The 14,220-nt window shown below is 55.6% G+C and carries 10 protein-coding genes and 3 pseudogenes; 5 read left to right on the forward strand and 8 right to left on the reverse strand.

What is annotated here, in order from left to right; all coding sequences use genetic code 11:
• Nucleotides 1-21 precede the first annotated feature (21 nt).
• The 6 genes from RHM58_RS20435 to RHM58_RS20460 all read right to left on the reverse strand — a co-directional run bounded on the left by RHM58_RS20435 (nucleotide 22) and on the right by RHM58_RS20460 (nucleotide 6,235).
• Nucleotides 22-1,542: an MFS transporter gene (locus RHM58_RS20435; protein ID WP_322268005.1), complete on the reverse strand. Its 1,521-nt coding sequence runs from the start codon at nucleotides 1,540-1,542 to the stop codon at nucleotides 22-24.
• Nucleotides 1,543-1,553: 11 nt separating this feature from the next.
• Entirely contained in the window at nucleotides 1,554-2,744 is a 1,191-nt protein-coding gene (locus RHM58_RS20440) for an efflux RND transporter periplasmic adaptor subunit (RefSeq protein WP_322268007.1), read from the reverse strand.
• A gap of 6 nt (nucleotides 2,745-2,750) precedes the next feature.
• The gene (locus RHM58_RS20445) at nucleotides 2,751-4,214 is read right to left on the reverse strand and encodes an efflux transporter outer membrane subunit (RefSeq protein ID WP_322268008.1); all 1,464 of its coding nucleotides are present in this window, start codon (nucleotides 4,212-4,214) and stop codon (nucleotides 2,751-2,753) included.
• Nucleotides 4,215-4,373: 159 nt separating this feature from the next.
• Complete coding sequence (locus tag RHM58_RS20450; RefSeq protein ID WP_134101573.1) at nucleotides 4,374-4,994, reverse strand: TetR/AcrR family transcriptional regulator; 621 nt, start codon at nucleotides 4,992-4,994, stop codon at nucleotides 4,374-4,376.
• Between the two features lie 159 nt (nucleotides 4,995-5,153).
• Nucleotides 5,154-5,762, reverse strand: a complete 609-nt coding sequence (locus RHM58_RS20455; RefSeq protein WP_201062435.1) for an alpha-ketoglutarate-dependent dioxygenase AlkB family protein — start codon at nucleotides 5,760-5,762, stop codon at nucleotides 5,154-5,156.
• A gap of 137 nt (nucleotides 5,763-5,899) precedes the next feature.
• On the reverse strand, nucleotides 5,900-6,235 hold the full coding sequence (locus RHM58_RS20460; protein WP_322270874.1) for an ArsR/SmtB family transcription factor: 336 nt from the start codon (nucleotides 6,233-6,235) through the stop codon (nucleotides 5,900-5,902).
• Between the two features lie 59 nt (nucleotides 6,236-6,294).
• On the opposite strand from RHM58_RS20460, the gene RHM58_RS20465 reads away from it, so the two are divergent.
• Nucleotides 6,295-7,386, forward strand: a complete 1,092-nt coding sequence (locus RHM58_RS20465; RefSeq protein WP_322268009.1) for an NADH:flavin oxidoreductase/NADH oxidase — start codon at nucleotides 6,295-6,297, stop codon at nucleotides 7,384-7,386.
• A 322-nt stretch (nucleotides 7,387-7,708) separates the two neighbouring features.
• Here the strand turns inward: RHM58_RS20465 and RHM58_RS20470 are convergent.
• Nucleotides 7,709-9,150: pseudogene (locus RHM58_RS20470) on the reverse strand (tyrosine-type recombinase/integrase).
• Nucleotides 9,151-9,494: 344 nt separating this feature from the next.
• On the opposite strand from RHM58_RS20470, the gene RHM58_RS20475 reads away from it, so the two are divergent.
• The 4 genes and pseudogenes from RHM58_RS20475 to RHM58_RS20490 all read left to right on the forward strand — a co-directional run.
• A complete protein-coding gene (locus RHM58_RS20475; RefSeq protein WP_322268010.1) occupies nucleotides 9,495-10,094 on the forward strand; it encodes an NADPH-dependent F420 reductase in 600 nt (199 codons plus the stop codon).
• Nucleotides 10,095-10,174: 80 nt separating this feature from the next.
• Nucleotides 10,175-10,606 carry a nuclear transport factor 2 family protein gene (locus RHM58_RS20480; protein ID WP_322268011.1) on the forward strand — a complete coding sequence of 144 codons (432 nt, stop codon included), beginning with the start codon at nucleotides 10,175-10,177 and terminating at the stop codon, nucleotides 10,604-10,606.
• A 47-nt stretch (nucleotides 10,607-10,653) separates the two neighbouring features.
• Entirely contained in the window at nucleotides 10,654-10,878 is a 225-nt protein-coding gene (locus RHM58_RS20485) for a nuclear transport factor 2 family protein (RefSeq protein WP_322268012.1), read from the forward strand.
• 689 nt (nucleotides 10,879-11,567) lie between these two features.
• A pseudogene (locus RHM58_RS20490) lies at nucleotides 11,568-12,500 on the forward strand (maltose alpha-D-glucosyltransferase); the annotation flags it as partial.
• A 312-nt stretch (nucleotides 12,501-12,812) separates the two neighbouring features.
• Here the strand turns inward: RHM58_RS20490 and RHM58_RS34070 are convergent.
• A pseudogene (locus RHM58_RS34070) lies at nucleotides 12,813-14,107 on the reverse strand (NRAMP family divalent metal transporter).
• Nucleotides 14,108-14,220 lie beyond the last annotated feature (113 nt).

Here is a 14,220-nt window from a genome sequence, read left to right on the forward strand (position 1 = left end):
AAGGCGTTCGCACCGCAGACCTCACTTGAAGGTCTTCTGCATCATGGATACGACCAGTGCAATACTGGCGACTATGATGACAGCCCAGAAGTACTCCATGCTTGCGACCAGGGTTGATTGTTGGTGCAGGGATTGGGCAAGTGTCGATACCGAAATCTGACTGGCTGGGCCCACACCTACGGCAGGTGTGAGTGCCTGAGCCAGCAGTTGAGTCTGTTCCAGATAGAGCGGATCGCCTGAACTGAAATGCCCGTTGAGATTGTTGTATTGCAGAGTGGTGCGCCATTGCAGGAACAAGGTGGCAACGGTTGTGCCAAGTGCCATGGCAATCTGCGCCAGCATACTTTTGATCTGATAGGCGTGGGCGAACAGCGTGTCATGGTGTGTCACATCGCGAAAGGTTTGCATGGCCGCCGTGGCGAGTACTAGCATCACGAAACAGCCGTTAAGCACCAGTGCAGGCAGGATGTTTGACCACATATTGGCGTCGGGGGTCAGAGATGACAACAACACGCCAAAGCAGATCAGGGCACTGAAGCCCGCGACGAAGAACTTCTTCGGAGCTGGATACTTTGGAATGACGATAGCCATGACGATCCATGTCAACAGCGCACCAGCCAAGCCGAAGGCCTGGAACGTGCCGATGGTGTCCCAGGAATAACCCAGTGCCGTTTGCAGGAAATACGGCAAGATGTAGTTGTTACTGCCCAGCACAATGTAGGTGAAGCAGAACAACGCAACCCCGAGGATGTAACGAGACTGCATCAAGTCCTTGACCTTAAGGAAGGGCGCCTCTTTACCGTGTTCGGCGTGGAAGAAGATGTACACGCCCAAGGCGGCGAGCAGCGCGAAGGTAAGGAGGATGAACATCTCGTTGTAAAAATCGTAGTAGGAACGCTGAAGCACATACAGCAGGAAGAAAGTGCTGACGGATAACAACAGAATATTCGCCGGGCTGGAGGGCGTCCGGTCATCCTCGTGAATAGGTATGTTGGGTAAAAAACGTGTGCAGAGAACGGCCGCTACCGACGCACCGACAATCAGTAGCCAGAAGATCGCGTGCCATGTGTCCTCGACGACTACTAGTGATGAAAGAAAGGGCGCCGCTGCCGTGCCAATGGCCAGCCCAGTGGCGAATACTTTTACCCCGACGAATCGCCCGGGACCCGGCGGGAGTAAGTTGACCATTAGTCGCGCAGAGGTCATGAACGATGCGCCGCCCAGCGCCATGACCACGCGGCCGGCGGTGAAGGTGGTGAGGTCACTGCTGACGCCGCACACGCAGGCCCCCAACACGTAAATGCTGATGGAGCCCAGCATGAAGTTGCGCCAGCCGAGCCGTTCCACCAACCAGCGTTGTTTTGAGATAACCACCACGGCGATACACGCATAGAGCGCCGCAATCAGCGTGAACTCTTCAGGGCTGGCGTCGATCTCACCGCGGATGGGGGCCGAGGCAAAGGCGATCATGCCGGCCTGTAGATACTCCAATGCGCATAGCAGCCCTACTGTGATCAACAAGGCGGCGTTTTTCCGGTACATGAAATACCCCGTCAAGGTTTCAGATGCTTGGCATATTGGCCACGGTCATCGTTGGCGCTGATCACTTGCTCCACAACGTCATTGGCGTCCTTAAGCTCGTTTTCAAAAATATTGGTGCTGTAGGCCGGTTGCGCGGGTGTCTTCTTGTTAAGCACCTGCCCACTGGTGTCGTTGGTATCAACGGACACACGCATGGATAGGCCAAGACGCAGCGGGTTGTCGGCGATTTCCTGCGGTTGCAGGGCGATTCGCACGGGCACGCGCTGGGTCACCTTGATCCAGTTACCTGTCGCGTTCTGGGCCGGCATCAACGAAAACGCGCTTCCGGTGCCCGCATCCAGACCTACGATGGAACCGTGAAATATCACCTTGCGGCTGTAGGCATCGGCACGCAGAACCACAGGTTGGCCGATGCGCAAATCTTGGATCTGCGATTCCTTGAAGTTGGCGTTCACCCACACCTGGTCGATTGGCACCACCGACATCAGGGCCACGCCTGGATTGATTCGCTGACCAACCTGCACACTGCGTTTGGTGATTACACCGGTAACCGGCGAGTAGATTTGGCTGCGGTGCAGCGCAATACAGGCATCGCGCAAATTAGCGGCAGCCACCAGCACGTCGGGGTGGGTACGTAGTGTCGTGTTATCGACCATGGCCAGGCGAACCGCCAGTGCATGCCGGGTACCGTCCAGGCCCGCCAAGGCGTTTTTAAGCACCTCTTCGGCATGGCTAATCTCTTCACGCGAAACAGCACCGCTGGCGGCAAGCTGACTGCGTCGGCGTACATCATCCTGGGCCTTGTTTACGTCGTTTTGTCGTTGGCTGACTTCAGCTTCCAGTTGTTGCACCTGGTAATACTGGGTGCGCGCCTGGCGTACGGCGCGGGCAAGGTTGGATTTAGCGCGCTCGAATTGGATTTCGGCGTCCACAGCATTGAGCGTGACCAGCGGCGAATGGGCATCGACATGGTCGGTGTTGTCACCACTGATCACCGTCACGGTGCCGCTGACCTGAGAGGTCACCTGAACGATGTTGCCGTCCACATAGGCATCGTCAGTAGATTCGGTACCCAGTCCCAACAGGTACCAGATGCCCAAGGTCGCCATTAACAGCACAATGCCCAGGATCAGCAGCAACTGAGGGCGATAGGAGGCTTTGGGGTGAGCAGGATCGACGGGGGAGGACGTTTGGGTGGTCATGATTTATCAGCTACGGTTGGGAGTGCAGGGGGTGGCGGAGAACTCGGGGCGATAGCCACCACCCAGAGCCCGGCTCAAGTTGGCTTGCAGAGAAAGCGCACGGGATTGCAACGCGACCAATTGACTTTTTTGGGTCAGTGTCGCGTTCTCGGTGGCCAGCACTTGCAGGTACGTGGCCAGCCCCGCGCCATAGCGCAGGTTGACCAGATCGGACGCGGCCTGGGCTGTGTTGACCGCCTCGAGTTGTTGGGCCAGTCGTTCTTTTAACCAACGCAACGAAGACAGTTGATCGGCGATGTCACGTAGCGCATCGATGACGGTCTGGTTGTAGTTTTCAACGGCAAGGTCGTAAGCCGCATCCTGAGCATCCAAATTGCCGCGCAAGCGTCCACCCTCGAAGATGGGCAGGCTGATCGCCGGCGAAAAGCCCAAAATTCGACTGCTGTGGTCGTTGAAGGTGTCGAACGCGAGGCTTTGCAGGCCAATAAAGGACGTGAGGTTCACGTTTGGGTAAAAACGGGCTTTGGCCACATCAATCTCATGCCCCGATGCCTCTACGCGCCAGCGTTGAGCGACCACATCGGGACGGTGCCCGACCAGCTCGGCAGGAATATGGCTGGGTAGCGCGATGGTGTTGCTTGCCTGCATGTGGGGGCGGGCGATTGAGCGTCCACGGTCAGGTCCCTTGCCCAGTAAAGAGGCGAGCTTGTTCTGGTTCAGCTCAATCACTTCTTTGAGGCCAGCAATGTTGGCCCGGCTGGCGGGCAGCGAGGCTTGGGATTGCTTGATATCAATTTGCGTGCCCAATTCGGCGGTAAAGCGTTGCTGTGTCAGCTGTTCGATGTGGACTTGCTGGTCGAGTAAAGCTTGAGCAACGTCAAGTTGCTCATAAGTGTCCTGCAAGGCGATATAGGTTTGTACGATGGACGCCGATAGCATCAGCGCAGCCGCGTGGCTGTCGATCTCAAGCGCATGTCGGCGGCCCACGGCGGCTTCAACGGCGGAACGATTCTTGCCCCAGAAATCCAGTTCGTAGCCAACATTCAGCGTCGCCTGATCGACGTTTTGCCAGGTGCCTTTTACGGGCGCAGGCGTAGTGCCATTAGCACTGAAGCGTTCGCGGGTGGTGCTTGCCGCTGCGTCAATACGTGGCAACAGCGAGGCGCTTTCGACGGCCTCCAGTGCGCCGGCCTGGTGCACACGAGCGGCGGCGGCGCGCAGTGTCGGACTATCCGCGAGCGCCTCTTCAACCAAAGTGTTGAGCTGCGGATCGTTGAAACTGGTCCACCAGATTTCGGTTGGCCAAGCGGCTGGCGATAACGTGATGCCGCTATTGGCCAGGGTTTCACCGGCATCCCCGGGTGAGAGCATTCTGGACTGGGGCTTCAAGTCGCTGAAAGAGCAACCGGCAAGCAGGATCAGCAAGACAGCGGCTGACGCTTGGACGGCAAAGGGGCGTCTGGATCGCACGTCCGTAAACTCCTCATTTTTTCGACTGTTCATGAACGGTATTCTCTGGCGTAAGGACTGGCGGGCAGAAATGAAAAGATGGCGGGTTGTGAGTGCGATTTAGTCAATAAACACTGTCAGTGTCGTTATGGGCAAAAAAAGATCTAGGCCTTCTGACGGCTATTGAACTCTCAGGCCCTTGACGATCACCGCGACTGAATTGTCGATGTCATCCAGATTTTCCAGGTTCGCGGTGATCAGATGCAACCAGGACATGCCTGTGAGCATCGACACGGCAACCTCTACGGCAGGACCGTCGACAATTTCTCCTGCGCTCACTGCTCTGGCGAATATCTTGCGCAAAGTACGTTCGCGACGCGGTAGAAATTCCTCTCGGAATTCCGCAATGGCCTTTGAATCCATCTGAATTTCAATGAAGAAACTGCGGAGGGTTTCACCCGCGCTAGACGACCGCCACCAAGTCCAAAGCGAGCGCAAATGCACAATCAAATCCTGTTCTAGATTGCCAGTGTCGGGGGAGGTGACGAAAGTCAACGCGGCGCGCTCGTAAACATCTCTCAACAAAGCGCCTTTGCTGCGCCACCAGCGATAGATGGTCGGCTTGCTTGACCCGGCACGCTCGACCAGCGCGTCCATGGTAAACGCCCGATACCCTTGCTCTTCAAGAATAGCGGCGGCCGCTTCGAGGATGGCCTCGGTGCTTTGCGGGCTGCGAACCGCGCCAATCGAGGAGCGACTGCGGGGTTTGGCAGGCGTGGACTTGGTGGGCTTTTGGGTCATGGGCTTGGCGATGCTCGAAATCGGCTGGTTAATGCTTTGCGGATTCTATAGAAACTGGCAGTGTTTATACAATAGCGTTTTTCCAAGGCAACGCAGCTAGCTGATGGTCTGAGGGGCTGCTTGCCGGTGGGGCGCGACGATGAGTTGAAAACGTGCAGACTACGGGAACCGTCTGAACGTCAGGCTGATACGCGGGGAGACCACAGCGTTGGTTTTCGACAGTGCATGAAGCCAATATTGTTGCGTATCCCCTCGCATCACGATCAGTTGTCCATGGTGCAAAGCCATTTCCCTACGCTCACCGGAGCTCTTGTGTTTGAAGGCAAACTTTCGAGTTCCCCCCAGACTCAATGACGCGATCACAGCGTGCTCACCCTTAGCCTCACTGTCGCTGTGCCATCCCATTCCTTGGGTGCCATCCTCATAACGATTGAGCAAGCACGAGTTGAACGTCGTTGCGGTTAAGCGCTCAACCTGGGCTCTGAGCGAGTTGAGGATTTCGACATCCCATGGCAACGATTGTCTCAGGACACCGGAATGGATGTAGCGCGATGGGGTGTCTGCATACCACGCCACTTGGCGCCTGGTTTCGATGACGTTGCCATTGATGAGCGCGGTATCGGCCAGCCAGGCAATCTCTGATATCAGGCGTGATAAAACAACATCGGCTTCTTTCATACTCAGGACAATGCCGAAATCGTTCACGACACCATCCGAAGGAAGCAGATTTAGATCCTCGGGTCGAGCCAGAAATAGGTCTGCTTGCATGGGGGCGTCCATTCGACGATCAAAAAATTTACAGAGTGGCTGAGAGAGCGTACGGCTGATCGGCCATCAAAAGCTTCACCGCCGTCCGCTGCAATCGTCGGGTTGCTTCCAGTGGCGGCATTTGCCTGAGGTCTGGTTTACTGCTGAGAAAGAATGCTCTCAAGCAATCCGGGGAACCGACAGCCAAGCAAATCGGCACGCAACGAATTCATATGCGTAGTTCCCACGCTACGGGTGTGTACAAGCCCTGCATCCCGTAATACCCGAAAGTGATGAGACATGCTGGATTTCGGACGTCCCCCGTCCAGTTCGCCGCAACTGGCCTCGAGAACCCCTGCGAGGCAGCGAACGATTTCCAGGCGAACAGGGTCACTCAAAGCGTACAGCACGCGTTCGAGAATCAGGTCTTCGGTATTTGGGTGTTTGAAGGCTCGCATGACTCGAATAATAACAGGGCTATCGCTAATTACCATAGTTCGATTAACATCGAACAATCGAATGAAATTGTCTCTTCGTTTCCTGGAGCTCTCCCATGTCTGCATTGTTCGAACCCTTCAAACTGAAAGACGTTACGTTACGCAACCGGATCGCCATCCCGCCGATGTGCCAGTACATGGCTAACGACGGCATCGTCAACGACTGGCATCATGTCCACCTCGCAAGTTTGGCCCGCGGCGGTGCTGGCTTGTTGGTTGTCGAGGCTACCGCTGTCGCGCCTGAAGGCCGCATCACGCCAGGTTGCGCGGGGATCTGGAGTGATGAGCATGCGCAAGCCTTCGTCCCTATGGTGCAAGCTATCAAGGCCGCAGGCTCCGTACCCGGTATCCAGATCGCCCATGCCGGCCGCAAGGCCAGCGCCAATCGTCCATGGGAAGGCGACGACCATATCCCCGCTTCCGATGCCCGCGCTTGGCAAACCATTGCACCATCGGCCATCGCTTTCGGTGCTCATCTGCCGAACGTCCCGCGCGCAATGACCTTGGAAGACATCGCCCGTGTTCGCCAGAACTTCGTCGATGCCGCCCGCCGTGCCCGTGACGCAGGCTTTGAATGGATCGAACTGCATTTCGCTCACGGTTACCTGGCCCAGAGCTTTTTCTCCGAGCATTCCAACCAACGTACTGATGCCTATGGCGGGAGCTTCGAAAACCGCAGCCGTTTCCTGCTGGAAACCCTCGCCGCAGTTCGCGAAGTCTGGCCAGAAAACCTGCCGCTAACCGCGCGTTTCGGCGTGATCGAATATGACGGACATGACGAGCAGACCCTGAGCGAATCTATCGAGCTTGCCCGTCGTTTCAAGGCCGGTGGGTTGGACTTGCTGAGCGTCAGCGTTGGCTTCACCACGCCCGACGCCAATATCCCCTGGGGCCCGGCGTTCATGGGACCAATCGCCGAGCGCGTGCGTCGCGAAGCCGGTTTGCCAGTGACATCGGCCTGGGGCTTTGGTACGCCGCAACTGGCCGAAGGGGCGTTGCAGGCCGGGCAACTCGATCTGGTGTCAGTGGGGCGTGCGCACCTGGCCGATCCACACTGGGCGTACTTTGCGGCTAAAGATTTGGGTGTCGAAAAGGCGTCCTGGACGTTGCCTGCACCCTACGCTCACTGGCTTGAGCGCTATCGTTAAGGTGTAACAGCGCGTGGGGCGGCATCGGCAGTTTGATGCTGTCCCCAAAGGGGTAGTTTTTTTGGTCCTTGTTCCGCCCCCCGAAATCAAGTCTTACCGCTTAGGAAAAAAATCCCTATGGATTTCATCGAGTAAGACCCTCTATGCGAGTCTCGCTTCCCGTCCCATAGGCATACGCAAAAAACGCCACTCATTTGAGCGGCTATTTCGTGTGTGCGTAATTTGTTGGGCATCGCTGAGGGGAGATCAAAGTCGATATTTTTGTATCTGCGCTCCTTCAGAAGTTGCATCTTTTTTAGGGGGGCGCAGACAATAAGGGTTGTCACGTCTCTGTAATTAAGTACGCTGGAAAGGACATCATCGACTCGACCGGCGGGTGCTCGTAGGTTGAGGACAGTACGGCACTGAGTCGATCGCCCAGCAGATTCCACGCACGTCTCTTTTCTTCTGCGTAATCGTGATGCAGGTAGTGGCGTCTCACCCGAGAACCCGCCAGCACATGGTTTTGGCAGCGATCGATGACATCAAGGCTGACACCTAAGGCCTGCATCATGGTCGCGCCCGTGCGGCGTAGGTCATGCGGCGTCCAGTCACCGTTCTGGCCGTCGGCCAGCACCAGCGTATCGTCATGGCGCCGTCTGGAGAGAGCCTTACGGTTTTTGAACCAGGCCTGACGATCGCCCACCTGTTTGCTCACCACTTTCAGGTCCACATGCTGATCATCCTGTTTGTTGGGAAAACACCAACGAGAGTCGCCCGTGAGGGTTTTGAGTTCCTGAAAGAAATGCAGGGTGAAGGGGGATAGGAAGACATGGTGGTCCTGTTTCTTGCCGCGTGTGCCTTTGACGTTTTCACTGGGGAGGAACCAGGTCTGCTGGTCCAGATCGACATTTTTCCATTCGGCCTGCAGCAACTCGCCAATCCGGCACAGCGTGCCCAAGCTGATCCAGAGCGCGAGTTGGGTCTCCTTCTTCAGCGGCCGAATGCCCTCATATTTTTGGCCGGCGGGTAGGGCGTTGTAATCGGTCGTCATTTGTTGGAAGCGCTTGTGCAGTTCCAACAGTTCAGTTGGCGAAAGGATGCGGCTTCTTTCTGCCTCGTAGTCGGCAGGAATCAGGGGGTGATGTCGACCAGCTCAGTCGGATCGCCCTCAACCAATAAGGCCCGCCAAGGTTGGCGCTTTCTGGCCCAGCTGAACATCTGGCTGAGGTCGGCGAAGAAGCTGATGGCTTGACGGTGAGCGCCGCGGTTGACCACGGTGCGGATCAGCGCCCGAACATCGTGTTCGGAAACATTGTTCACCGCTGTCCTGCCAAGTGCCGGGAATAGGTCCTTGTTAAAACGGCGCTGCAACTCGGCATTGCCGTCTTTGCGCGCGACGCCATCCAACAGCCAGGCGCTGGCCAGATCCTGGACGGTCAGCGTTTGCACCTTCGTCGTTATTGCATGTTCGGCCTCTACGTTAGCTGCGGCGTATGCCTTTGCCTTGGCGGTTTTTTTCTGCTCGTTGGGATTGATCTGCTCATCGATGAGCGCCCTAGCCTGGTTACGCGCCTTGCGGATGTCCGTCAGGGATTTGCGTGGCCAGGACCCGCAGGCGTATTCTTTGTTCTGGTCGCCCCACCGATAGCGATAGAAAAAGCTGACCGACACGCCGTCCTTACGCAGGGAAATTCGACCCGCGAGATTGCCATCCTCCCGGAGGATCCGGCCGGCATCATTGGCGGTCAGCGACTCGAGTTCTTTGATGGTGATTTTGGCCATGAAACGGATTCCCCCTACTTTTACCCCCACAAAAACGTCGGCTCTTGATGGACGTTCCTGGACTCTCGTAGAGCAGAACACCGCTGGAGCTCAAGTAAATACTAGCTTAGAAAAATCCAGAGTAAAATTTTGGAAGCTTTCAAGAAGTATGAAAAAGGAGATGGGGTGCTAGGGGTCGAGTGTTCGAATCACTCCGTTACGACCATATTTCCTGAATAAAATCAGATACTTAAGCCGATCATCTAGATCGGCTTTTTTGTGCCTGCGCAAAACCCGGGCTACGCCCAGGCGCTTCATTCGATTGTTCGGCGCGTCGTAGGACTCGGTAAACCCAAGGAGAACTTATGAGCTACGCAATTATCGGCTTCGGCAATATCGGCCAGGCCTTGGCCAGGGCGTTTGCCCGCAACGGCATCGAAGTATCCGTTGCAACCACGCGCGACCCGGAAAGCTTTGCATCCGCCGCGGCCGCGATCGGACCCGAGATCATTCCCAAAACACTGGCGGACGCGGTCAAGGCGGACATCGTCTTCCTGGCTGTCCGTTTCGAGTCGCACCCGGACGTCGCGAAGGCGTTGCCGACCTGGAAGGGGAAGACCATTATCGATGTGACCAATGCCTACGGCGTGTCCCCTGAGGAACTGGGAGGAGAACCTTCTTCCAGGGTTGTCGCGCAGGCCTTCACGGGTGGACGACTGGTCAAGGGCTTCAACCATTTGGGCGCTGCCGTCCTTGGCCAAGACCCGGCCGTACAGGGTGGCAGGAGAGTCGTATTCCTGGCGAGTGACGATGACGGCGCCGCAGCGGAAGTTGGTGCGCTTGCAGAAAATCTCGGTTTCTCGCCGATCACACTTGGCGGACTTTCGGAAGGTGGACTGCTGGTGCAGGCGCGCGGAAATACCTGGGGCCAACTGATCTTCAAAGACTTGGTCAAGTTCGACTGATAAATAGCGATCGCAAATTTTGAGGCGGTCCTGGCCAAAACTTATGTGACCAGGTAAGTGCTCAATAATGAAGGAGAGGAATGATGATGCTTAATAATGAAAAAATAGTCAGAGAGCTTTGCGCCGCTGCGGAAGGGCAAGGAACGGATATCGAGAAGTTTGTTTCCATGTTCTCTGAGGAAGGATACATGTGGGATATGGCATCCGGCATGAAGTTTCGCGGGAAGGCCATCGGTGAGTCTATCGCGGGTATGGTCAGTGCGTTCCCCGATGTCCACCGTGAGATATTCAACATCCATGTCGCGGGAGACGTCGTCGTTGTCGAACTCGCGATTCGCGGCACGCACAAAGGTGATCTGCCTCTTCCTTCAGGGACGCTGGCTCCCACGGGCAAGAAGATAGATGTTCCGTCATGCGATGTTTTTCACCTCGAAGGCGGGAAGGTCATTTCTTTCCATTGCTACAACGAGGCTTCCGCGATGCAGCAACAACTTGGCCTCGTCCCCGGCTGAATGACCGACACCACGCGATCCGATGCAAGCGAAATGGAGACGTCTTTATGAGCATTCAAGAGAATATCCAGGTTGTGAAGGACTTTTTTGCAGCAATGGGCGGAGGCGATAGGCAAGGTCTGCTGGCGTTGTGTGCAGAAGATTTCGAGTGGATCATTCCGGGGGAGGATTGGCCGCTGGCTGGCACGCACCGCGGGCACGCGGGATTGGCGGACGTGCTTCAGAAGGCTTCCGCAGAACTGGAAACATCCATGGAGCCCCCGAGTTTGTAGCGCAGGGCGACCGGGTTCTGGTCGTCGGCGTCGCTACGGGGAAAGTCAAAGCCACGAACAGGACGTTTGAGGATTATTTTGTCTTCGCCATCACTGTTCGCAATGGCAAGCTGACGAACATTCGAGAATATGTCGACACGCAAGCACTGGCCCGGGCCTCCGAGTCGAACGCGAGTCCGTTGCCCTGACCCATCGAACTCACCCGAAACAATTCGCAAAGTCAGCGAATACGTTGAACAGCGATAACGGCGCCAAGTTCGACGCATTCGCAAGTGCATTTCCTGATGTTCACCGTGAGCTATTCAGCATCTATGTCGCGGAGAATGTCGTAGTCGTCGAGCTCGCAATTCGGGGGACGCATAAAGGTGAGCTGACACTTGCCTCAGGGACTGTCGCTGTTGATAACGGCACGTTATGTACCTTACTAACGCCAACTGCGCGCCTCGTTGACTGACGAACCAGGCAAATCGAACTTGGTATAGGCGCCGATCCACGAGTGACTGCGGACTCACCTTCATCGCACCAGGCTGGATGCAACCAATGCAACCTCATGGCCTCATATAAATACGAGCAGCGCCATGGGGGCAGGTACCCTTTGCAATGGCCGATTGCGATTTTATCCCCATAGACAGGTGATTTTTTATGACGATGGCTGAAAAAAACACGTGGACTGGTTGGTTGAGCAATCGATGCTTCATGCCGCAAGACAGCGGGCCAAACTCTACTCGGGGCAAGGTCGATTGTGGCAACAGCCTTATGCTCATACTCGGCCCCGTGACGCTTCGGCTTTGGCTTCGGTGTGGTTCACCGCGTATCCGGCATCGATTGTCACGCGCGAAAATGGCAGCGTGCTGGAGGCTCTGGGGGATGAAACGTTATGGCACGCGCTGTCGAGAATCGGCATTCAGGGTATTCACAATGGCCCGCTGAAAAGGTCGGGCGGCCTCTTGGGCACCGAATATACGCCCACGATTGATGGCAATTTTGATCGCATCAGTTTCGACATCGACCCGCAACTGGGCACCGAAGCACAGCTTCAGGCACTGACTCGCATGGCCGCCGCGCACAACGCGGTGATCATTGATGACGTTATCCCTTCGCATACCGGCAAAGGCGCGGATTTTCGTCTGGCCGAAATGGCGTATGAAGATTATCCGGGCCTCTACCATATGGTGGAGATCCGCGAAGAAGACTGGCCACTGCTACCGGACATCGTCGAAGGTCGCGATGCTCAGAGCCTCAGCCCATTGCAGGTCGACGTGCTTCGAGACAAGCATTACATCGTCGGCCAGTTACAACGGGTGATCTTCTTCGAGCCCGGAGTCAAGGAGACCGACTGGAGCGCAACACCGATCGTCATTGGCGTCGACGGCAAGCCGCGGCGCTGGGTTTATCTGCATTATTTCAAGGAGGGGCAGCCTTCGCTGAACTGGCTTGACCCGACCTTCGCCGCGCAGCAGATGATCATCGGCGATGCACTGCACGCCATCGACGTCATGGGTGCGAAAATTTTGCGTCTGGATGCTAATGGATTCCTCGGTGTAGAACGCAAACTCGATGGCACTGCCTGGTCTGAAAGCCATCCGTTGTCGATTACCGGTAATCAATTGCTGGGCGGCGCGCAAGAGCCTGACTCACACCTCCAGATTCGACGTTTTTGGGCCTAAACCGCAGTGCCAAACAGACCGCAAACTCACCCGACTTTTTGCTGTTTTGGTGACAAACCATTTTGCCGGTAGTTGGCACCGATTGAGTGCCGCTGAGCCCACGAAAGATCCGTCGGCCGCGGCTTCTAGCGGTCAGCTCGGAATCTCTTGCAAGGTCCTGGTCGGTGCCAAATCTGCTGCTAACTCACACCAGACGATATTCTCTTGGCCCCGTGGATGGTTTTTGGACTATCGCCGAGGCCACCAGCCAAGTATCAGAGAAAAGGTCTACGTTGAAAGCATTCCCCAGAACATGCCGATCACTACGAACGCCATTGCTATCGTACAGCTCCAACCCAACACCTTAAGCCCTGAGTGGATGACGAAAGAACCCATTATTTTTTCGTGTGATGCCATCAACATCATGATGAACATGATAGGTACCGCAATGACACCATTGACGACTGCACTCCAAAGCAATGCCTTAATGGGGTCAATCGGAGCAAAGCAGATTAATACCCCCAATAATGTTGCCGCAGTAATGATGCTATAAAAAGCTTTGTCTGCTACCGGCTTGGCCGCGAGGCTGTTCTTCCAATTAAATGTTCCGGCTACTGCATAAGCTGCGGAGCCTGCCAGCACGGGGACCGCTAACATGCCGGTGCCAATGATGCCTGCACTGAACAACCAAAACGCAAATTCGCCCGCAATCGGCCGTAAAGCACTCGCCGCCTGTGCAGATGTTTGAATATCTGTGTTGCCATGCATATTCAGCGTGACTGCCGTCGTCAACATTATGAAAAACGCAATGATGTTGGAAATACCCATCCCCACCATCGTGTCCATGTTGATGCGCGTAAAGTTAGCTCTCGCCTGGTTTGGTGCATCAATCAGCGACTGAGCCTTGGGGTCAGCCTCCATGTCTTCAACTTCCTGTGAGGCTTGCCAGAAAAAAGATAGGGGCTGATGGTTGTGCCAAAAATGGCAACCACCATGATTATGTACTCCGGCTTCCAGGACATCCGGGGCCATAAAGTCCGGTGAATGACCTCTGCCCATGGAATATGCACGGCAAACATAATGCCCACATAAGCCAGCAATACCAACGTCAGCCACTTGAGTACTCGCACATAGCGCTTATAGGGGATGAAAACCTGTAGAAGCAGAGAAACCACACCAAAGCCGACTGCATAGAAGTGAGGCGATCCGCCTATCAACAGCTTCAACGCCGCGCCCATCGCTGCGATGTCGGCTGCAATATTGACGGTATTGGCAAACATCAACAGGGCGACGATGCTATATAAAAAAGGTCGAGGGTAATGTTTTCGTATATTGGTCGCTAGCCCGTGCCCGCTAACCCGGCCTATTTTCGCGCTGATGATCTGAATGCCGACCATCAAGGGAAAGGTGAAAAACAAAGTCCAGAGCGTATTCAGGCCAAATTGCGCGCCGGCTTGCGAATAGGTCGCGATACCGCTTGGATCATCGTCCGCTGCGCCAGTGATCAGGCCGGGCCCGAGCTTTCTTATCCATGAGCGATGGGCAACAACCGGAGGCTTGTCTATGAGTTCTTTGTTGTTCATTTCTTATTTCTCAGGGACATGGGATGCCACATCTCGTTTTGACTGAGGCGCTTTAACGGGAGTTCCGCAATGTTTATCCGCGGGATTTTTCCAGGCTGAAGGCTTTCAATGGT

The sequence above is a fragment of the Pseudomonas sp. 10S4 genome, assembly GCF_034344865.1.
In the GTDB taxonomy this organism is placed as follows: domain Bacteria; phylum Pseudomonadota; class Gammaproteobacteria; order Pseudomonadales; family Pseudomonadaceae; genus Aquipseudomonas.